Origin of the sequence: Mesorhizobium sp. WSM3873 (assembly GCF_001672445.1) — a bacterium.
Taxonomy (GTDB): Bacteria; Pseudomonadota; Alphaproteobacteria; order Rhizobiales; family Rhizobiaceae; genus Mesorhizobium.
Genome location: NZ_LYTM01000012.1, coordinates 92,858 through 112,753 on the forward strand (window position 1 = coordinate 92,858; position 19,896 = coordinate 112,753).

The window sequence follows — 19,896 nt, forward strand, 5'->3', positions numbered from 1 at the left end:
CGTTTCCGCCCGGACGCAAGGGCATGTTCTAACCCTGTCGCTGTCACGGCGTCAACTTTCATGCAACTATGTTTCCTGTGAAGAAATTACTGCGTTCCCGGCCGACCTTCCAAGGGTCTTTGGCGCCCGGTCGTTGCGAGCGTATAGAAGCCAGAGCAGGGATCGTTCCGCCGTCTCAAAACAGCCGCGCAATGCGCGGAATGCGACAGACGCGACGGCGCAAATCCGCCACCCTCCTGCTGTGGCGGCAGCGCTATTGGCTGAGCACGTTGCTGATCTCGACCATGTTGGAGCGCACGCGCAGGATATAGAAGCCCATGGTCGTCAGATGCGTCGGCAACAGCCAGCCGTCCTCGCGGCCGTTGGCGATGATGAAGGGCTGGATGCGCAGTGCCGAGACGAATTGCGCGTCCATGGTGTCCCACAAATTCTGCAGGTGCTTTTCCTTGATCACGTCCTCGAAGTCGGCCTGCGCCGCTTTCATCAGGCCGTAATAGGCGTAGAGCTGGCCATAGGCGAACCAGAAGCGGTCGTCGGCGCGGAAGTCGAACCAGCCGTCATTATGGTTCTCGGCGCGCTCCTTCAAGATCGCGGAGGTCGAGCCGATGTCGCTGGCGATGCGGTCGATATATTGCTTCAGATTGTCGGCGCGGGCATCGAACGTCGCCTGACAGCTGGCAAGGCGAGCGTTGAAGGAGCGCAGCTTGCGCACCGCGTCGCGGTAGTAGCTCGGCGTCGGCGTCTTGGGGCCGAACGGGTTGAGGCCGAAATACCAGGTCTCTTCGTCGAATTGCAGATTGCCGCGTGCATCCTGCAGGTCGGCGTCGATCTGCGAGGTGGTGCGCACGCGGCCGAGATTGTCGGCAAGCTCGGTGGCGGTGCGCCGGACCGCCTGGTTGATGCCGCGCTGAAAAGAGGCCTTGTTGTCCATCCACGGCGTATGGTCCCAGTCGATGCCGAGCAAGCCGAGCTTGTAAAGGATCATCGAGGAGACCCAGGCATTCTGGTTGACGTTGAAGTCTGTCAGATCGGCAGCCACCTGGGCTATCCCTGAGTTGCCGCAGGTCTTGGCGGTGTCGGTGCCAGCGCCGGCGGAGACCTGCTCGCCGGCCGAGACGCTGCGCTTCTCGAAGGTGTATTTGTCGGGATAGTTCGGGTCGAAATTGTTCCACCACTGGGTGGCGTAGAAGAAGTTGGCGTAAAGGCCGATCAAAACCAGCAAGGCGAGGCCGACCACCGCCTTCAGGATCCAGCCGCGCTGGCCGTACCAGCGGCCGGCCCATATGAACGGCCAGAGAATAATGCCAACGACGACGCCTATGCCGCGGCCGATCCACTGGAAAATCCGGGTGAAGAAATTCACGATCGGATCAAGCATGGCTCTCGTCACCCCCTCAGTCCGTCAAGCCGTAAAGGCGCGCGCGGAATGCAGCCTTGTCCTTCAAATATGTGGTTTTCAGAACGTCCACAACATGCGATCGCCATGCATCGCTGAAGCCGTCGAAGTCCTTGTAGAAGCCCGGTTTATTGAAGACGTAGCGCGAGACGAAGTCCTGCGGCACGAAATCCGAGATCAACTGATTGGTGAGCCAAGCATCGGGATGATCGGGCTTGGCGCGCACAACCAGGAAGCGCTGGCGCGGCGGCACATCTTCAAGCTTCAGGTGGCCGAACTGGGCGATCTCGCGCTTGGCGGCGTTGAGGAAGGGGAAATTGCCGTCGCTGGCAATCAGGTCGGCATGGCCGTGGATCCAGGTCTGCAGCCAGACCTTGTCGACGTCCGTCAGGTTGCGGTTGGGCTCAGCATCGCGGATCAGCGCCCGGACCACCATCTCGGCGCGGTGCTCCAGATAGCCCGAGGTCTCGATCCAGGAAGCGCGCGGCAGGTCAAGACGGCCGGTGGCGGCGAGGAAGCGGAACACCCTGTCGGCGTCGTTGATCGACAGATAGCTCACCTGCCAGGGCCGCGAGCGGCGGAAGCCGGGCGCAGCCGGATCGCTGATCACCGTCGTCATGTCGGGGTCGACGAAGACGTAGAGCCCGCCGAAATGGCTGGTCCAGTAGGCGTTGTGGCGGAAGATCACCTGATCGGGCACCAGCGCGTTCTCGCGGATGTCGCCGCAGACCTTGGCGAGGCCGACCATGCGCTCGAGCATGGCGTTGTCGCGCCAGGCGTCGGGCTCCTGCTTCAGCCGGTCGACCAGCTTGCCGAGCTCGGCCGCCTTGCCGAGCACGTCCTCGGCCGACAAAACCTTGAACTCGACCTGATTGATCGACAGCAGGTCCTCGATGTCGTCGACCTTGGGGACGGAGTCCTCGATCTCGCCGTAGATGACGTCCTTGATGGTCAGCGCGTCGATGGCACGCTGGTTCTTGGACATGAACTCGAACATCAGCTGCGAGGTGTTGGAGAAGGCGGTGTGCACGACCGGCAAATCGATCTGCGACGGGGTCAGGATGATGAAGCGGCGGTTGACCTCGTTGGGATCGAGATAGCCGTAATCGCCGCATTCCTCGGCCACCTCGGGCGAGAAACCGGTGCGGTCGATCTGGAAGCTCGTCAGCTTGGTCGGCTCGAGGCCGAAGGCGACGAGAGCCTTGTTGTAGCGCTGGATGAGATGCGGCTCATCGACGACGAGCAGCCTGCCATAGATCAGCTCGTTGTCGCGCAGAAGGTCGGGCTTTTTGGCGGGACGGGTCATTGGCAAAGGTCCGACGGATGTAGCCTCGAAAGGCGAAGCGGCGACGCCGACGCCCCCCTCTCCCCGTTCTTGACGGGGAGAGGGTAAGGGTGAGGGGCGGCGCCAACGATCAAAGATTTGTCTCCCCGTAGCCGCTGGCAGCAATAAATCGAAGCTCGTGCGTCTCGATCAGACGATCGAGACGGCATTCGATCGCAGCAAGTATGGTTTCGAGCACCGCAGGCAAAATCAGCGAAATAATTGCCTATCAGAAACTGCCGCACAAACTTATGGCCGTTCAATCGTCTGTCGCGCAGTTCCATCCAAAGAGCTGTTTCCGCGTCGTTATCCGACTGCCGGAGGCGTCTTGCCCGTTTCGTTGTAGCGACTTCTGGTCCACGCACGGCGCTGCCCCTCACCCTTACCCTCTCCCCGTGAAGGACGGGGAGAGGGAGGCGCCGACGTTGGCACCACATCCTTCCGCACTTGCGGGCAGCGAAGGAAGCCTACGCATTCCAAAGCCCCCTTTTCTTCAACTCCTCCATCTCGCGCACGGCGCGTTCGCGCAGACGCGCGTCGCGCAAAAGCTTCTCGACCGCCGCGTCGTCGGACTTGTCGGAGTAGCGGAATTCGGAATCGGCGTAGCGGTTGATCTCCTGCATGACCATCTCCATCGAGAACGGCCCGCGCAACTCCTCGATCATCGCCTTCTTGTCGTCGTAGCTCTTGTGCATGAAGGCTTCCGGCTTCTCGAACCAGTCGTCCGGCAGCTCGATGTCCATGGCGCGCATCTTGATGGCGTCGGTGACGTTCTTGATGGCGCGGCCGGTGAAGCGCGGTTCGGCATCCTTGATCATGTGCAGGTAGGTGCCGATATCGGCCATCGTCTTCGGCGCGCCGTTTTCCTTCATGTAGCGCTCATAGACCTTCATCAGCCCATCTTCCTGCGGCTTCTCGTGCTCCTCATAAGCCGCAGTCACCGCGCGCTGGATTTCCTGCGCGGCATAGAGCTCGTGCTTGCCCAGCGGGATCTTGTGGTTCTTGCCGGCGAGCAGCACGAAGATGTCGATGTAGTCGTCGCGGCTCTGCGGGCCGTCGACCAGCCAGCGGGCGCCGGCGCGCTGGCGCAGCGCATCGTCGACATTTTCGGGGTAGTTGGAAAACATGCCGAAGGAGCAGTTGCCGCGCACCACGGTGGAAGCGCCGGCGAATGCGTCCATGAGGACGCCCGTGATCTCCTGCTGGCCGGCGGATGCGCGGTCATCGGAGCGGCGCGCCGCAACCTGGTCGATGTCGTCGATGGTGCCGAAACCGATGGCCCGCGGACTGAGCACATTGTTGATGAACTGCCGGCAGTTCTGGCCGGACTTGCCCTGGTAGGAAGAAATCTGGTCGACCCCGAAATTCTCGTAGACGAAGGGATAGCCGGCGACCTGACAATAGTTGTTGACGAGGCCGGCGATCATCTGGATCAGCGTCGTCTTGCCGGTGCCTGGCGCGCCGTCGCCGATGAAGGTGAACAGAAAGCCGCCGAGCTCGACGAAGGGGTTCAGCTCGCGTTCGAAATCATAGGCCATCAGCATCTTGGCAAGCTTGACCGACTGGTATTTGGCAATGTGATTGCCGACGACCTCTTCCGGCTTCTTGAAGGTCATCACCAGCGGCTTCAAGCGCTTGCCGGGCGCGACGTCGAAACCGTCGAGGGTGAAGTCGTCGGCATCGATGCGGATATGCGCGTTCTCGAACGGACCGATGCCGTCGAAGCGCCCCTTGCGCGCGAGCAGCCCGTCGATGGCGACGCGGGCGAATGCGCGCGCCCTGGTCATCAGATCGGCATCGTCCTTGGAGCCGGCAATCGCCTTGTCGAGGCCGGCCACGATCGACTTCACCGCGTCCTGTGGCGTGTCGAACAGGAAGTCGGGTTCGGGACTGTCGTTCGGCGCCTCGCCGTCGCTGTCGATCAGCTGGAACAGGTAGGAGGCGAAGCTGAAAGCCGAAACATAGGCGGAGGCCGACAGCAGCTTCTTGAATGTCGCCGCCTCGTCGCCTTCGAGCGGGGTACGCGCGTTCTTGGCCTGCAGGCTTTCGAGATCGGATCCCTCGGCAAAGACATCCGATATGGCCAGCGCGATCGCCAGGCCGCGGCGGGCGCGATAGAGAAGCATGTGCTGCGGGATGCTCATCAGCTGGTCGTCGGGATGGATTGCGGCGACCGTTTTCGACAGTTCGACCTCGCGCGTGCGGCGCACCGAACCGGCCGAGACGGTCGAGACGAAGCGCCGGTTGGTGCCGGCGAGCGCGGTGCCGGACTCGCGCGATGGATCCTCCAGCACGACGATGCGGGTGATGAAGCTCTGCGCGGTGGCGCGATGCTTTTCGATTGTCGATTCCGAGATCGTGGTCAGCCCGGTGTCCATTACGGATGCTCCGCGGTTCGACGGTCACACATCGCTGATGACCTGCCCTTTGGACAGGATGTGGACCTTGTAGCCGGAAAAGATCTTCTGCGCTTCGCCCGCGGCATAGAGCGCCTGATAGGCCTCGTGCGGGATCAGCGCGTGGTTTTCATAGCTGGAGACGCCTTGGCGCGCGGCTTCGAGGTCGTCGGTGTTGATGAAGAATTCCTGCGTCGTCTTTTCGCTGGAGAACAGCCCCTTGCGGCCGGGCTTCTCGGACTTGGAAAAGACTTCCTGGATGGTCCAGGTGAGCAGCCAGGCGTTCTCCGGCTTGCGCACCTTGGCCAGAACCTCGGTCACGGTCGAATTGTTCTCGGTGATCCCGGCCGAATAGAACGGGCCGAGCACGACGCGCCGCAACTGCTTCGGGTGCAGCGGCTCGAAATCCTTGTCGAGATTGACCGCGATGGTCGCCGGCGACAGCGTGTAGGCGGAATTCTTCTCGGTGAAATCGTCGAAGCGGTGGGCAAGCTCGGGGTTGAGCAGGCCATCGACAGGAAGCGGAATGTCGATCTTCTCGTTCAGCTTGCCGTTCGCGTCGACGAGCTGTCGCACCATGCTCTCGGAGGAGTCCTCGACCGTCACCATATAGATCAGCGGCAGGTTGGCGCTGCCGTCGAACGAGGCCCAGTGGACGAGGTAGTAAGGCCGCATGGTCTTGGGATTGACCGAGACTTTGGCCGTCTGCGCCAGGGTGAACGGACCGAAGGTGGTCTCGCTCTTGACACCCTCCAGATAGAGCCGCTCGGCCATCGACCTTTGCAGCGCCACAGGAAATTCCTTGTGGCGCAGGATGAAGTCGGCCATCTCCTCGCGCAACTCGCCGGCCTGCGGAATGTTGGCCAACCGGCTATCTGCCTGTCGGCGGTCGTTCTCCAATTCGAGCAGATTCTGGAACACCGGATAGCCGCTGTCGGCGCGCGAAATGCGGAACGTATCCATGAAGCCCAGCCGGTTGCGCCAGCAGTCGAATGAGTTCTCCAGCCGGGCGATATATTGGGCGACGATCTTGGCGACGATGCCGTGCCGGTAGAGCGGCGAGCGGTCGTCGCGCATGAACACTTCCAGCCCGCTCAGCGCCGCGGTGATGGCGAAGAAGTAGCGCGCCGCCGCTTCATTTTCGGGGGTCATGGCACCGCCGTGTCGAAGAATGCCGTCACACCGCCTACTGCTGCACGTAGGTCGCCGAATTGTGCTTCTTCATCACCTCGTCGAAGCGGCGGGCGAAGGCATCGTCGGCGAGTTTTTTGCGGCGCTGGATGTCGGCGGTGGCCACCATATTCTTCTCGTGCATCTCCAAGAGATCGCCGATGTGCTTCTGCGAAGCGGCGCCGATGCCGGCCATCGTCTCCTCGGCCGTGTTGTCGACCTGGCTGCCCAGCGTGTTGATCTTGTGGGCGACGTCCTGCTGGGCGGCGGTCTTCAGCGAGTCTTCCAGAGCTTTGTAGAGCACGATGCGCTGCTCGGTGTCGATTGTCAGCTTGTTGATCAGCGTCGACTGCGCGGCGATCTGGTTGTTGAGGGAATCGACAAACGTCTGAAACATCGAGGTGTAGCGCTCCAGCGTCTGGCTTTCGGCCAGCAGCTCCTGCTCCTTGGCCTGCTTCTCGTTGTACTCGGTCGCCATCTTCGAACGCTCGCCCTCGAGCTGGGTGCGCTCCTTCTGGCTGGTCGAGGCGGCGATCTTGTTCTCGACGTCGAGCAGCATCGGGTTGAGTTCCTCGATGCGTTTCTGCACCGCCTCGAGATTGGTCATGGTCGCCTTGCGGCGCTCGATCACCTGCGACAGGCTTGCTTCGGAGGTCTTGTAACGCTGGTCTAGGATCTGCTTCTGGGCTTTCAGGATGCCGACGATGGTGTCCGATTTCGCCAGCAGCTCCTGCAAATTGCCGGCGAGCGACATGTTGCGCACGCGGTCGGTGCGCATGCGCTGTTTGCGCTGCTCGGAGAAGACGCCGACGAGATTTTCCCAGCCGGTGTAGCTCTTCATGCTCTCGAATTCGGCGCCGAAGACATTGGTGGCGTCCTCCAGCCCGATGATCAGGTCGGCGATATTGCCTTCCATGACCTTCTGCTGTTTCAGGACGTCCTCGATGCGGGCGTTCTCGAGGTCGAAATTGGCATCGCCGATCTTCCTGTCGGCCTGCGCCAGCGTGTCGAGCACGGTTCCGGACTGCTCGATCTTAGTGCGCATGTCCTCGACGACCTGCTTGGTCTTGGCAATTTCGGCATCGAAATTCTGCAACGTCGCCATAGGGGCCTCCCGCTTCGGCATCCGGTTTCGTGTCGCACGTCGCCGAATATATGTGGGGGCTCAAGCGATTGAAAGAAGGAAGACAGGGAGACGTGGCAAAACAAAAGAATTGGCCAGGTCCTTGAAAGATAAGGCAAGCATGCTCATGCCGGAGTAATGCGCGCCGCCTTCAGGCAGCTTTAGCTGGTATGCCTTAAGCTCTTGTTTTTGCGGACAAGCTGCGGCGCTGGGAAGTGTGCCAAATCTCTTGTGGCGGATCGTGGCAATCAAGCGGCCATCAGCCGGCGCATGGCAGCGATTGCCCAACTTACTCGGAAGTCGCGAGGCTCCCGTCTCAGTTGCGGGCAAAGCCGATGAAGTCGTCGGGCGCAGCCCTGCCCATTTCCTCTTCCCAGTGCCGGCGGCAGAGCGAGACATAGACGTCCTTGCCGATCGCCACCTGCTCGCCTTGCTTTGCCACCTTGCCGTCGGGACCGAGGCGAACGACCATCGTCGCCTTGCGGCCGCAGCGGCAGATGGTGCGCACTTCGCGCAGATCGTCGGCGATGGCGAGCAGCGCGCGCGAGCCGGAAAACAACTTGCCCTGGAAATCGGTGCGCAGGCCGTAGCACATGACCGGGATGTTCAGCCGGTCGGCGATGCGGGCCAGCTGCCAGACCTGCTCCTCCTCGAGGAACTGCGCCTCGTCGACGAAGATGCAATGCACGGTGGTATGCTCATGATGCTCGGCGACGCGGGCGTAGAGATCGTCGCCGTCGCGGAACATCTCGGCCTCGGTTTCGAGACCGATGCGCGACGAGATCAGTCCCTTGTCGCCGTTGCGATAATGGCCGGCGACGAACAGCATCGTCGTCATGCCGCGTTCGCGATAGTTGTAGGATGCTTGCAGGAGCATCGTCGTCTTGCCGGCATTCATCGTTGCGTAGTTGAAGTAGAGCTTGGCCATATGGGTGTTTAAGCTCAATTGCCGCGGCGCGGGGAAGGGGCCGCGGGCTCCTTCCACCAAAAAAGCGGGCCCGCCGGAAAGCGCGGCATGTCGCTGAATGGCAAGCGCGCGCCGTTGATCGCGGTGTGGAACCGCTTGAAACCGCATCAAAATGGTGTTTGGCTGGCGAAACAAGGCGGGCGCAAGAACCGTGACTTCGCGCCGCTTTAAAAAACCGCAATGGGAGAAAGTTCATGTCGCGTATGAAATCCTTCGTCGCCGGCCTCGGGCTGGCGGCGCTTCTGTCCACGACCGCGGCCTATGCCGGCGATCCGGCGAGCTGCAAGGCCGTGCGTCTGTCCGATGTCGGCTGGACCGATATCCAGGCAACCACCGGGGTGGCTTCGGTGCTGCTCACCGCGCTCGGCTACGAGCCGCAGGTGATCCAGCTTTCGGTGCCGGTAACTTATGCGTCGCTGAAGAACAAGGACCTCGACGTCTTTCTCGGCAACTGGATGCCGTCGATGACCAATGACATCAAGGACTATACCGCCGACGGCTCGGTCGAGACGGTAAGCACCAACCTGACCGGCGCCGGCTACGGCATCGTCGTGCCGACCTATGTCGCAGATGCGGGCGTCAAGACGCTGACCGATCTCGGCAAGTTCAAGGACAAGTTCAATGGCAAGATCTACGGCATCGAGGCCGGCAATGACGGCAACCGCATCATCCTCGACATGATCAAGAACCCGAAGGACAATCTCGAAGGCTTCGAGCTGGTCGAGTCCTCGGAAGCCGGCATGCTGACGCAAGCCGAGCAGTCGATGAAGAACAATGAGTGGATCGCCTTCCTCGGCTGGACGCCGCATCCGGTGATGGGCGCCATGAAGATCACCTATCTCGACGGGATGGGCGACAGCGGTTTCGGCGCCGCCACCGTCTATACCAACACGCGCAAGGGCTACACCACCGAGTGCCCGAATGCCGGCAAGTTCATCTCCAACCTGAAATTCAATCTCGACATGGAAGGCGAGATGATGGACGCGATCCTGAAAGGCGGCGATGCCCAGACGGTCGCGACCGACTGGCTGAAGAAGCATCCGGACGCGATCGCGCCCTGGATCGCCGGCGTGACCACCTTCGACGGCGGCGATGCGGCTGCGGCCATCAAGACCGCGCTCGGGAGCTGAGCCGGCTTTGAGTCCGGCATGATCTCCGGAAAGGGGCAGCCGCTGGAAAAGGCTGCCCTTTTTCATATGCTGTGAGAAGGTGACCGCTCGGCAAGGGCGGCAAGGATCAAAGAGGGGAAAGATGGATCCGATCTCGAAATTTCTGGTCGCCTACAAGATTCCCATAGGTCCATGGGGCAAGGCCTTTTTCGGCTTCCTCACCGAGAATTTCGACACCGTCTTCAGGGCCTTTTCGAACGGCCTGAATTTCATCCTTGACGGGGCGGTGGACCTCCTGCTGATGCTGCCGCCGGTGCTGCTGGCCCTGGTCGTCGCCGTCATCGCCTGGTTCCTGCAACGCTCGCGGCCACTCGCCATCGGCGTCTTCATCGGCCTCATCTTCATCATCAACCAGAACCTCTGGAAGCAGACGGTGCAGACACTGGTGCTGGTGGTGGCCGCCGCCGCCATGGCAATGGCGATCGGCGTGCCGCTCGGCATCTGGGCGGCGCACAAGCCGAAGGTCTACCGCGTGATGCTGCCGGTGCTTGACCTGATGCAGACGCTGCCGACCTTCGTCTACCTGATCCCGGTGCTGACGCTATTCGGGCTCGGCAACGCGCCCGGCCTCATCGTCACCATCATCTTCGTCATCCCGACGGCGGTGCGTCTCACCCATCTCGGCATCGTCTCGGTGCCCAAGGCGATCATCGAGGCGGGCGAGTCCTTCGGCGCCACCAAGAACCAGCTTCTGTGGAAGGTCGAATTGCCCTCGGCGCTGCCCACGATCATGGCGGGGCTGACCCAGTCGATCATGCTGTCGCTGTCGATGGTGGTGTTCGCGGCGCTGATCGGCGCCGGCGGTCTCGGCACCGAAATCAACCGCGCGCTGGGCTCCCGCAAGATCGACCTCGGGCTTGAAGCAGGCCTTGCCATCGTCGTGCTCGCCATCGTGCTCGATCGCATGACCCGCATCGGCGTTGGAGGCAAGAAATGACCGTCGCCGTCGATTTCAAGAATGTCGATATCGTCTTCGGTGCCGACCAGGCGAAATCCCTCGCGCTGATCGACCAGGGCGCAACCCGCGCCGAAATCCTCGAAAAGACCGGCAACGTGCTGGGCTGCGCCGGCGCCAACCTCACCGTGCATGAGGGCGAAATCTCGGTGCTGATGGGCCTTTCCGGCTCCGGCAAGTCGACGCTGCTGAGAGCCGTCAACCGGTTGAACGTGGTGTCGCGCGGCCAGGTGCTGGTCAATGACGGCGACCGCACGGTCGACGTCGTCACCTGCGACGAGCCGACACTGAGACGACTGCGGCAGAAGCAGGTGGCGATGGTGTTCCAGCAGTTCGGCCTGCTGCCATGGCGCACGGTCGAGGAGAATGTCGGCTTCGGCCTGGAGCTCGCCGGCGTGCCGGAGGCCGAGCGCAAGGCACGGGTGCAGAAGCAGCTCCAGCTGGTCCATCTCGACCAATGGTCGAAGAAATACGCGCATGAACTTTCGGGCGGCATGCAGCAGCGCGTCGGCCTCGCCCGCGCCTTCGCCACCGAGGCGCCGATCCTGTTGATGGACGAGCCGTTCTCGGCCCTCGATCCGCTGATCCGCACCAAGCTGCAGGACGAGCTCCTGCAGCTCCAGGCGGCGCTGAAGAAGACCATCATCTTCGTCAGCCATGACCTCGAGGAGGCGCTGAAGATCGGCAGCCACATCACGATCATGGAAGGCGGGCGCATCGTCCAGACCGGCGCGCCGGAAGACATCGTGCTCAAGCCGGCCAACGACTATGTCCGCGACTTCATCGCCAATGTGAATCCGCTCTCGGTGCTCACCGCCTGGAACGTGATGCGCGACCGCCGCGATCTCGAGCAGGGCGAGAATGGCTGGGTCTGGCTCGACCGGCGCAAGACGACGCGCTTCAAGATCGACGAGCATGGCCTGGTGGCGGCGGCCGAACGCGACGGCAAGCCGGCGGTGTGGGTATCCTGCGCCGAGGTCGAGAGGCAGCCGGAGGAGGGTGCGCAGGTGTTCTGGGCCAATCCCGGCACGTCGCTGAAGACGGTGATGCTCGCCATGCACCGCTCGCAGACGGCACCGGTGGCGCTGTTCGACGAAGGCTCGCGCTTCGTCGGCGCGATCGGCATCCGCGACGTGCTGAGCGCGGTGCTCAGGCGGTAGGAGCTCGGCCTTAGCTCGAGCATGAAGTGTTCGCTGGCGGGCACCTCATGCTTGATCTAGACTTGGTCGGCAGCCGGGGTGGGCCGCTCGCGCATGGGGCCGACAAAATGATCTTCCGTCAGCTTTTCGATTCCGTTTCGGGCACTTATTCCTATCTCCTCGCCAGCCGCCGCGGCGGCGAGGCACTGATCATCGATCCGGTGCTGGAGAAGGTCGAACGCTACCTGCAGCTGGTCAACGAGCTCGACCTCAGACTGGTCAAAGCGGTCGACACACATCTTCATGCCGACCACATCACCGGGCTCGGCGCGCTGCGCGACAGGACGCATTGCGTCACCGTGATGGGTGAGCAGACCAAGGCCGACGTCGTGTCGATGCGGCTTGCCGACGGCGACAAGCTTGCCATCGAGGGCCTGGCGCTGGACGTCGTCTATACGCCCGGCCACACCGACGATTCCTACAGCTTCGTCCTGCCGGACCGCGTCTTCACCGGCGACACGCTGCTCATTCGCGGCACCGGCCGCACCGACTTCCAGAACGGCGATCCGCGCCAGCAATATGACTCGATCTTCGGCCGACTGCTCAAGCTTCCCGACGAGACGCTGATCTTTCCGGCACACGACTACAAGGGCGAAACCGTGTCGACGATCGGCGAGGAAAAGGCCTTCAATCCGCGCCTGCAAGTGAAGTCGGCGGACGAATACGTGAACATCATGAACAACCTGAAGCTGTCCAATCCGAAGATGATGGACGTGGCCGTGCCGGCCAACATGCGGGTGGGGCTGCATCAGGACGACATCGCCAGCCGCGGCTGGGCAGTGACCGCCGAACAGGCGCTGGCACTGGTCGGTCGGCCCGACGTGGCGCTGATCGACCTGCGCGAGCAATCCGAACGGGATCGTCACGGCGTCATCCCCGGCGCGATCCATCTGCCCTACGCGCGGCTGCAGGAGAATATCGCCGCCGGCGGCATGCTGCACGAGCTGGCGAAATCGACAGCCAAGCAGATCCTGTTCTATTGCGCCTTCGGCGAGCGCTCGGCGATGGCCGTGCAGGCGGCGCAGGATCGCGGGATATCGAGCGCCCGCCACATCCAGGGCGGCATCGATGCGTGGCGGAAGGCCAGCGGTCCGCTGATGCACTGAGACCTGTTGATATTCAGGCGCCGGCCTGCGAACGCGCGTTTCCTGGTGCTCGTGTACTTCAACTACGCTCCGCTCAGGTTCTCGGAACCCGCAATTCTCGGCTCGGCCTGACCTCAATCGCAATACGCCTTTGGACGTGCCAGAAATCAATTCAATCCGATCAGCTTCGCGCCTCTGCGGAACAGGGCCTCGCCGTCCCGGTCGAAGCGGAAGGTGGCGATGAAATCGTCCGCCCGATAGTCGGGCCACGTGGTGCGGATCGCGGCGGCGAAGTTTCGTGCCTCGTCCTGGCGGCCGGCCAGCGCCAAGCAATGCGCGGCGATCGCCAGGATGATGACATGGGCGTTGGGCCTGGCCGCAGCTTTCAGCGCCCATTCGGCGGCTTCATCGTATTCGCCCAGCCGCGCATGGGCCATGGCCCGCGCGCCCATCATACCGAACAGCAGTGGGTCAAAGGGGCTGAGATGGCGCGAGTGATCGGAGGAGCCGATCGCCGATTGCGGATCGCCCGACTGCGAATGGACAAAGGACAGGGCATAGTGGCCGAGCGCGAAGTTCGGGCTGAGGTCGACGGCCTTTGCCAGTTCGAGCAGCGAGCCGTCCTGCTCGCCGCGCAGCCACAAGGCGCGGCCCATCGCCCAGTGCGCGGCCGGATTGCGGTCATCGACCAGGAGGCTGTGACCGGCAGTTGCGAAAGCCAGCGACGCCTCACGGTCGCGATCGCCCCAACGCTGAAAGGCATTCTGCCAATGCGTGAAGGAGAGGCCTGCATAGGCTCGGGCGAAGGTCGGGTCGAGCTTCAGGGCGTCATTGAAGAACTGCTGCGCCAGTTCGTTTTCCTGGCGGGTGAAGCGGTACATGTGCCAGAGCCCGCGATGATAGGCCTCCCACGCATTCAGCGAATTCGGCGCCTTCAGCATTGCCCGGTTTCGCTCGACGGTCGCGATCTCGGCGGCGATCGAAGAGACGATGCTGTTGCCGATGTCGTCTATCACCGTGAAGATCTCGTCCGGCCTGTGCTCGAAGGTCTCGGCCCATACGATCCTCGCGGTGCGGACCTCGACGAGCTCGACCGAGACGATCACCCTGCCCGAAAGGCTGCGGACCGAGCCTGTCGCCACATAGTCGACATTCAGCCGGCGCCCGGCGTCCTCCGGCGCGATGTCCTTCTCGGCCAGCGCGAAAACCGATCCGCGGGCAATGACGAAGAAATCGCGAAGCTTGGCGAGCCGCGTTATGATGTCGTGGGTCAGGCCGTCGGCAAGCCCGCCACGGAAATTGACGGCGCTTTCCGCGAACGGCATCACCGCCAACGAGGCCCGGCGCACCGATGCGGGTTCGGATTCGACGGCAACGATCGGTGCTTGCGGGGCCGGAAGAGCTAGCCCGGATCGCGCGCATGGCGTTGCGCTGGAATGGCGTGCCTTGATCTCGTGCCATGCTTCCCGCAAGGGAGCGACATCCAGCTCCTCGGAGCGGAAGAGTTCCGCCGCGGTCGCGATATGCTCCTCACCGGCGCCGATCTGTCCCCGCCGCGCAAGGTTTTCCAGCAGCGCCACATGGGCGCGGCCATCGAAGGGCGCGAGTTCCAGCCATCTGTCCAGATAGGCGCCCGCTTCATCGGCTCCCTGGGGGAACAGGCCGATGATGTGCTCCAGAACGGCGACGTGGCACGAGCTGAAACGGCGGCGTTGCGCGGTCAGCCAGCTGGTGAAATGCGGGCTCCGATCGAGCTCCAGCCCGTCAAGGAAATCGCCGGAGAAGAGCTGCGCAAGCGCCCGAAGACGCCCGAGGCTGAGCGTCTCGATCCCTTCGGCGACCGCTGTGGCGGCTTCAACGGCATCGACGTTCGTATCGGCAAGACGAAGCGCCACGGTGTCGCCCTCGGTCTCGACCCTCTGCCGGCCCGGTTGGTTAAGCGCGCCGCGAAGCTTGCTCAGGCACCAGCGAAGCTCGCCGCGCGGATCGTTCGGCACGTCCCACAGAAGCTCGCAAAGCCGGCTGCGGCTGACGGGATGTGGCGCGAGCGCCAGATAGGCCAGCAACGCGCGCAACTTGCGCGAAGAAGGCAATTTAACCGGCTCGCCGCCACGCGCGATCGTCAGTTGCCCAAGCAGTCGCAAGGACAGGGCGGCGGCAGTGTCGTTCGGGCTCGATCGGCTGGATTCCACGTATGTTCCCACGCTTTCTCCAACGCTCACCAGTTGGTCCATGTTCTATCACCAAAGACGACAGGAAGCATCCGGCAGCCCAATTCCATGCCGGAATGCCGCCGTTGCCGCATTCGCGGCAGGTCAAGCAACCTAACGCGGCAAGGTGTCGAAACCGCGCCGCCCAAGCCGCCGGTCTGTAACCGGCGCGTGAGATCGCGAGGAGAAAAGCCCATGTTGCAGAAGTTGAAAATCAGGACCACTGCCGGTCGCGGCCGGCTGTTCGACAGCATTCTCGACACCGTCGGCGACACGCCGGTCATCCGTATCAACAATCTCGGCCCCGGCCACGCGACCATCTATGTGAAGGCCGAGTTCTTCAATCCGGCGGCCTCGGTGAAGGATCGGCTGGCGCTCAACATCATCGAGGAAGGCGAGCGTAGCGGCAAGCTGAAGCCGGGCCAGACCGTCGTCGAGGCGACCAGCGGCAACACCGGTATCGGCCTTGCCATGGTCTGCGCGCAGAAGGGCTACCCGCTGGTGGTGACGATGGCCGACAGCTTCTCGATCGAGCGCCGCAAGCTGATGCGCATGCTTGGCGCCAAGGTGGTGCTGACGCCGCGCGCCCAGAAGGGTTTCGGGATGTACAAGAAGGCGGTGGAACTCGCCGACGCCAACGGCTGGTTCCTGGCGCGCCAGTTCGAGACGGAAGCCAATGCCGCCATCCACGAGGCGACCACGGCGCGCGAGATCATCAACGATTTCGCAGGGTCGCGCCTCGACGTGCTGGTCACCGGCTACGGCACCGGCGGGACCGTGGCCGGCGTCGGCCGGGTGCTGCGCCGCGAGCGGCCGGATGTCCGCATCGTGCTTGCCGAACCGGCGAACGCGCAGCTTATCGGCAGCGGCAAGCCGCAGGAGCGTGGCCAGGGCGGTGCGCCGTCCGCCAGCCATCCGGCCTTCGAGCCGCATCCGATCCAGGGCTGGACGCCGGACTTCATCCCCAACGTGCTGCAGGAGGCGATCGACAAGCGCTACTATGACGATGTGGTGCCGATCGCCGGCCCGGAAGGCATTAAATGGGCCAAGGCCCTGGCGCAGCAGGAAGGCATCTTCACCGGCATTTCAGGCGGCGCCACCTTCGCCGTCGCGCGCCAGATCGCGGGCACCGCTCCGGCTGGCTCGGTGATCTTGTGCATGCTGCCCGACACCGGCGAGCGCTACATGTCGACCCCGCTCTTCGACGGCATCGAGGCTGAGATGGATGCCGAGGAGACGGCACTGTCGCGCTCGACACCAGGCTGCCAGTTCGACGCCTGAGGACAAATCGCGGCGCTGCTGTCCACTCGGATGGCGGCGCCGCGCGACGATCCAGGAATGATGGCGGGGGAGCAGCGAATGGACACTATGCAGGAAACAGCGGTGATGGATGAGACGCTCGACCCGCCAGACTGGGCCGAGATGCAGGCCCTGTCGCATCGGATCGTCGAGGATGCCGTCGCTTATCTCAAGGATGTCCGGGACCGTCCGGTGTGGCGCCAAATGCCGGTCGAGGTTCGCGCCTTCTTCTCGGCGCCGCTGCCGCGCTCGCCGGCACCGATAGCCGAGGTCTATGGCGATGTCGCCCGCAACGTCATGGCCTATCCGATGGGCAACATCCATCCGCGCTTCTGGTCCTGGTATATGGGGTCAAGCAATTTCACGGGCGCGCTGGGCGATTTCCTGGCGGCGATCCAGGGCTCGAACCTCGGCGGCGGCAATCACGCCGCCGGGCTGATGGACAGCCAGGTGGTCGACTGGTGCAAGGAGATGGTGGGCTTCCCGGCTTCGGCCAGCGGCACGCTTGTCAGCGGCGGCTCGATGGCCAACCTCATCGGTTTGACCGTGGCGCGCAATGCCAAAGCAGGCGTCGACGTGCGCGAAAGGGGTGTCGGGGCGATCCCAAAACCGTTGCGCTTCTATGCCTCGGACCAAGTCCATTCCTGCCACCGCAAGGCCATGGAAGCGCTCGGCCTCGGCAACCGGGCGCTGCGGCGGGTCGCGACCGACGCCGATCTGCGCATCGATGTCGATGCGCTCAAGACCGCCATCGCGGATGACCGCGCGGCAGGTTTCAAGCCGGCTTGCATCATCGGCACCGCGGGAACCGTCAACACGGGCGCGATCGACGACTTGCGGGCGCTGGCCGTGTTGGCGGCAGAGGAAGACCTCTGGTTTCATGTCGATGGCTGCATCGGCGCCCTGATCGCCATCGCGCCTGAAAACAGATCGCTCGTCGCCGGCATCGAACGCGCCCATTCCGTCGCGCTCGACCCGCACAAATGGCTGCACGCGCCCTTCGAAGCGGGCTGTGCGCTGGTTCGCGACGCCGTCGCCCACCGCAACGCCTTCGCCGTCACGCCGGAATATCTGGAATCGACGCCGCGTGGCCTCGCCTCAGGGCAATGGCTGCACGACTATGGCCTGCAGACATCGCGCGGTTTTCGCGCGCTCAAGATCTGGATGTCGCTCAAGGAGCATGGCATCGAGAAATTCGGGCGGCTGATCGACCAGAACATCGCCCAGGCCGGCTATCTGACCGAGCTGATCCGGGCCGAGCCGGCGCTCGAGCTGACGGCGCCGACCACCATCAACATCGTCTGCTTCCGCCATCGCCTGGACGGCGCCTCCGAGGAACAGCTCAAGGCGTTCAACACCGAAATCATGCTCAGGCTGCAGGAAGAAGGCATTGCAGCCGTGTCCGACACCACGGTGCACGGGCAGCATTGCCTGCGGGTCGCGATCACCAACCACCGCACCCGCCGCGACGACCTCGACCTCCTGCTGCGTGAGACGCTTCGCATCGGAGCGGAAATCAGGGCCGCGGCGCTACCAGACTGACGAGATTGCGCAAGATATGTCATTCCGGCAGGCCGGCCAGCCGTAGCGCTTCGACATATTTGGCGAAATATTCTGGCCTGATCTGCCCCACCCGGTGCTTGAGGTTGGAAAGCTTCAGTTGCGGGTCGAGCTCCAGTGAGCGCGCGATGTGCCTGCTCGCGGCATCCCGCCTGCCGGCCATGGCGTTGCTGGCGGCCGCCACACGCAGGCCGGTGAGATAATAGGGCTGCGCGCGCGACGCCGCCTCGGCGAGCGGCCAGGCGGCGTCGTAGCGGCCGGCCACGAAGTGAGCGAAGGCAGTGAAGGTCTGCATGAAGAAGGTCAGCGGATCGAGCGGGCTCAGCCGCCTTGCCCGCGACATGTGCTCGATTGCGATGTCCGGGTCGTCATGGCAGGCCTTGAGGCAGCCGCTGGCGCTCCAGGCGGCTGCGCAGTTCGGGTTGAGCACGAGCGCGCGGTCGGCCAGTGCCGATCCGGCCTCGTAGTCGCCGGTGACATAACCCAGCGCCAGGCCGCTGAAAGCCAGCGCCACCGCATCGTCCTTGCCGGCGATAGCCACGTCGCCGACGAGCCTGGATACCTCGGCTGTTTCCTTCTGCCGGTCGGTCATCCAGCCATTCGCCATGCGCCAGAAATAGCACCAGGCGGCAGCGCCTTCCGCGGCGGCAAAATCGGGGTCGAGCTGGATGGCCCTGTAGAACTGTGGCAACGCCTCCTCCAGCCCTTCTCTCGTCCAGCGGTAAAGGCTCGCCATGCCGCGCAGATAGTGGTCATAAGCGTCGAGGCTCTCGGTGGGCTTGCGCTTGGCCCGCGCCATCTCGGCCTGTTCGAGTCTGGGTGAAATTGCGCCGATGACACTGGAGGCAACGAGGTCCTGCAGTTCGAACACCTCCGAGACATCGCCTTCGAAGCGGTCGGCCCAGAGATTTACTCCCGCCGACGCCTCGATAAGCTGACCTGCCACCCGAAGCCGGCTGCCGGCCTTGCGGACACTGCCCTCCAGCACATAGCGCACCCCGAGCTCGCGTGCCACGCGGGTGATGTCAACCGCCTGGCCCTTGTAGGCGAAGGCGGAATTCCGCGCGATCACGAACAGCCAGCTGACATGCGACAGCGCCGTCGTGATCTCCTCGACAACGCCGTCAGTGAAATATTCCTGCTCGGCGTCGCCGCTCATGTTCTGGAACGGCAGGACCGCGATCGACGGCTTTTCCGGCACCGAAACGACAGGGCGAGGCGCCTTCGCTTCCAGGCGGGAAAGTTCGGCCTCGGGCTGGCCATAGTCGGCTATCGAACCCTTCAGCTCCATTGGCGCCTCGATGCGTTCGATCAGCGCCCGCGTCGCTTCCTCAGGCTCGACACCGAGCTCGCGCTTGAGCGCTTCCTTACAGGCCAGGAACTGACGAAAGGCGTCGTTGGTCCGGCCGTGGCGGCGGAAGACGCGGATCAGGGCGCGGTGGGCCTGCTCGGCGCATGGGTCGGACGTCACTAGCCGCTCAGCCAGTCTTTCGCAGGCCTGCTCCTCGCGTTCACCGAGTTCCGGCAGGAGGCTCAGCCGTTCGGCCAGGTCCAACGCCTTGCGGGTGTAGTTCGCCCGAAGCGGCGCAAGCCATTCGTCGATTTCGCCGGGGGATGGCAGTCCGTCCAGCAGGTCGCCCCGGTACAGGTCGGCAGCTGCCGCGAGGCTCGCGCCGTCATCGGCCTGGCAGTTCCGGTCGAAAATCCAGATGTCGGCCTCGTTGTCATTCGCCACCAGCCAGATGGTGTCGGCATTGCCTTCGATGCGAATGGCCTCGTTGCCGGTGGACGGAAACAGCCGCCTGATGTCGACCAGGGCCTGGCGCAGGCTGTTTCGCGCCTGCTGCTCGCCGCTGTCGGTCCACAGCATCGCCGCCACCTTCTCGCGGCGAAGCCCTTTCGGGCCGGCCAGAACCAGCGCGGCAAAGAGCAGCGACGTCTTGCGCGTCGCGAAGTGCAGAGGTTGCCCGCCTGCGGAGACAACCTCGATGCCGCCAAGCAATCGAATGTGCATCCGGGGCCCCGTGAAACAGCGTCAAGCAG

General features: G+C 63.4%; 16 protein-coding genes and 1 pseudogene. 7 read left to right on the forward strand and 10 right to left on the reverse strand.

From position 1 onward, the window contains the following. Nucleotides 1-253: 253 nt before the first annotated feature. From A9K71_RS10295 to A9K71_RS10320, 8 genes and pseudogenes are all read right to left on the reverse strand, one after another. Nucleotides 254-1,378 carry a DUF2333 family protein gene (locus A9K71_RS10295; protein WP_066994238.1) on the reverse strand — a complete coding sequence of 375 codons (1,125 nt, stop codon included), beginning with the start codon at nucleotides 1,376-1,378 and terminating at the stop codon, nucleotides 254-256. Between the two features lie 16 nt (nucleotides 1,379-1,394). Further along, a complete protein-coding gene (locus tag A9K71_RS10300; RefSeq protein WP_066994241.1) occupies nucleotides 1,395-2,702 on the reverse strand; it encodes a DUF6638 family protein in 1,308 nt (435 codons plus the stop codon). A gap of 218 nt (nucleotides 2,703-2,920) precedes the next feature. Beyond that, nucleotides 2,921-3,085: pseudogene (locus tag A9K71_RS30185) on the reverse strand (DUF559 domain-containing protein); the annotation flags it as partial. 102 nt (nucleotides 3,086-3,187) lie between these two features. Then, on the reverse strand, nucleotides 3,188-5,098 hold the full coding sequence (locus A9K71_RS10305; RefSeq protein WP_066994245.1) for an ATP-binding protein: 1,911 nt from the start codon (nucleotides 5,096-5,098) through the stop codon (nucleotides 3,188-3,190). Nucleotides 5,099-5,122: 24 nt separating this feature from the next. Then, nucleotides 5,123-6,268 carry a hypothetical protein gene (locus A9K71_RS10310; RefSeq protein WP_066994247.1) on the reverse strand — a complete coding sequence of 382 codons (1,146 nt, stop codon included), beginning with the start codon at nucleotides 6,266-6,268 and terminating at the stop codon, nucleotides 5,123-5,125. Nucleotides 6,269-6,302: 34 nt separating this feature from the next. After that, on the reverse strand, nucleotides 6,303-7,391 hold the full coding sequence (locus A9K71_RS10315; protein WP_066994250.1) for a hypothetical protein: 1,089 nt from the start codon (nucleotides 7,389-7,391) through the stop codon (nucleotides 6,303-6,305). Nucleotides 7,392-7,451: 60 nt separating this feature from the next. Beyond that, a complete protein-coding gene (locus A9K71_RS31345; RefSeq protein ID WP_141245784.1) occupies nucleotides 7,452-7,661 on the reverse strand; it encodes a hypothetical protein in 210 nt (69 codons plus the stop codon). Between the two features lie 64 nt (nucleotides 7,662-7,725). Further along, entirely contained in the window at nucleotides 7,726-8,337 is a 612-nt protein-coding gene (locus A9K71_RS10320) for a thymidine kinase (protein ID WP_066994253.1), read from the reverse strand. An 87-nt stretch (nucleotides 8,338-8,424) separates the two neighbouring features. Between A9K71_RS10320 and A9K71_RS32860 the strand changes: the two genes are divergently transcribed. From A9K71_RS32860 to A9K71_RS10340, 5 genes are all read left to right on the forward strand, one after another. Further along, nucleotides 8,425-8,547 (forward strand): hypothetical protein, encoded by a 123-nt coding sequence (locus tag A9K71_RS32860; RefSeq protein ID WP_259979959.1) that lies wholly within the window; start codon nucleotides 8,425-8,427, stop codon nucleotides 8,545-8,547. A 23-nt stretch (nucleotides 8,548-8,570) separates the two neighbouring features. Beyond that, nucleotides 8,571-9,506 carry a choline ABC transporter substrate-binding protein gene (locus A9K71_RS10325; protein WP_066994256.1) on the forward strand — a complete coding sequence of 312 codons (936 nt, stop codon included), beginning with the start codon at nucleotides 8,571-8,573 and terminating at the stop codon, nucleotides 9,504-9,506. Nucleotides 9,507-9,627: 121 nt separating this feature from the next. After that, the gene (choW, locus tag A9K71_RS10330) at nucleotides 9,628-10,482 is read left to right on the forward strand and encodes a choline ABC transporter permease subunit (protein ID WP_066994259.1); all 855 of its coding nucleotides are present in this window, start codon (nucleotides 9,628-9,630) and stop codon (nucleotides 10,480-10,482) included. Continuing rightward, nucleotides 10,479-11,660 (forward strand): choline ABC transporter ATP-binding protein, encoded by a 1,182-nt coding sequence (gene choV, locus A9K71_RS10335; RefSeq protein ID WP_066994262.1) that lies wholly within the window; start codon nucleotides 10,479-10,481, stop codon nucleotides 11,658-11,660. The genes choW and choV overlap by 4 nt, the downstream gene beginning before the upstream one ends. A gap of 107 nt (nucleotides 11,661-11,767) precedes the next feature. Next, the gene (locus A9K71_RS10340) at nucleotides 11,768-12,805 is read left to right on the forward strand and encodes an MBL fold metallo-hydrolase (protein ID WP_066994883.1); all 1,038 of its coding nucleotides are present in this window, start codon (nucleotides 11,768-11,770) and stop codon (nucleotides 12,803-12,805) included. A gap of 146 nt (nucleotides 12,806-12,951) precedes the next feature. On the opposite strand, the gene A9K71_RS10345 is transcribed toward A9K71_RS10340, so the two are convergent. Beyond that, nucleotides 12,952-15,018 (reverse strand): BTAD domain-containing putative transcriptional regulator, encoded by a 2,067-nt coding sequence (locus A9K71_RS10345; protein ID WP_082980441.1) that lies wholly within the window; start codon nucleotides 15,016-15,018, stop codon nucleotides 12,952-12,954. A 171-nt stretch (nucleotides 15,019-15,189) separates the two neighbouring features. Here A9K71_RS10345 and A9K71_RS10350 point away from each other — a divergent pair, with 171 nt between their 5' ends. Both A9K71_RS10350 and A9K71_RS10355 read left to right on the forward strand, forming a co-directional pair. After that, nucleotides 15,190-16,275, forward strand: coding sequence for a pyridoxal-phosphate dependent enzyme (locus A9K71_RS10350; RefSeq protein WP_066994265.1), 1,086 nt, complete (start codon nucleotides 15,190-15,192; stop codon nucleotides 16,273-16,275). Nucleotides 16,276-16,353: 78 nt separating this feature from the next. Then, the gene (locus tag A9K71_RS10355) at nucleotides 16,354-17,835 is read left to right on the forward strand and encodes an aspartate aminotransferase family protein (protein ID WP_066994889.1); all 1,482 of its coding nucleotides are present in this window, start codon (nucleotides 16,354-16,356) and stop codon (nucleotides 17,833-17,835) included. Nucleotides 17,836-17,854: 19 nt separating this feature from the next. Here A9K71_RS10355 and A9K71_RS10360 read toward each other — a convergent pair whose 3' ends face one another. Next, complete coding sequence (locus tag A9K71_RS10360; protein ID WP_066994268.1) at nucleotides 17,855-19,867, reverse strand: BTAD domain-containing putative transcriptional regulator; 2,013 nt, start codon at nucleotides 19,865-19,867, stop codon at nucleotides 17,855-17,857. Nucleotides 19,868-19,896 lie beyond the last annotated feature (29 nt).

Coding starts and splice junctions, on each gene's coding strand:
- A9K71_RS32860 (WP_259979959.1), top strand. CDS start 8,425: ATGTCGCTGAATGGCAAGCGCGCGCCGTTGATCGCGGTGTGGAACCGC.
- A9K71_RS10345 (WP_082980441.1), bottom strand. CDS start 15,018: ATGGACCAACTGGTGAGCGTTGGAGAAAGCGTGGGAACATACGTGGAA.
- choW (WP_066994259.1), top strand. CDS start 9,628: ATGGATCCGATCTCGAAATTTCTGGTCGCCTACAAGATTCCCATAGGT.
- choV (WP_066994262.1), top strand. CDS start 10,479: ATGACCGTCGCCGTCGATTTCAAGAATGTCGATATCGTCTTCGGTGCC.
- A9K71_RS10340 (WP_066994883.1), top strand. CDS start 11,768: ATGATCTTCCGTCAGCTTTTCGATTCCGTTTCGGGCACTTATTCCTAT.
- A9K71_RS10320 (WP_066994253.1), bottom strand. CDS start 8,337: ATGGCCAAGCTCTACTTCAACTACGCAACGATGAATGCCGGCAAGACG.
- A9K71_RS10355 (WP_066994889.1), top strand. CDS start 16,354: ATGGACACTATGCAGGAAACAGCGGTGATGGATGAGACGCTCGACCCG.
- A9K71_RS10305 (WP_066994245.1), bottom strand. CDS start 5,098: ATGGACACCGGGCTGACCACGATCTCGGAATCGACAATCGAAAAGCAT.
- A9K71_RS10310 (WP_066994247.1), bottom strand. CDS start 6,268: ATGACCCCCGAAAATGAAGCGGCGGCGCGCTACTTCTTCGCCATCACC.
- A9K71_RS10295 (WP_066994238.1), bottom strand. CDS start 1,378: ATGCTTGATCCGATCGTGAATTTCTTCACCCGGATTTTCCAGTGGATC.
- A9K71_RS10300 (WP_066994241.1), bottom strand. CDS start 2,702: ATGACCCGTCCCGCCAAAAAGCCCGACCTTCTGCGCGACAACGAGCTG.
- A9K71_RS10315 (WP_066994250.1), bottom strand. CDS start 7,391: ATGGCGACGTTGCAGAATTTCGATGCCGAAATTGCCAAGACCAAGCAG.
- A9K71_RS10325 (WP_066994256.1), top strand. CDS start 8,571: ATGTCGCGTATGAAATCCTTCGTCGCCGGCCTCGGGCTGGCGGCGCTT.
- A9K71_RS10360 (WP_066994268.1), bottom strand. CDS start 19,867: ATGCACATTCGATTGCTTGGCGGCATCGAGGTTGTCTCCGCAGGCGGG.
- A9K71_RS10350 (WP_066994265.1), top strand. CDS start 15,190: ATGTTGCAGAAGTTGAAAATCAGGACCACTGCCGGTCGCGGCCGGCTG.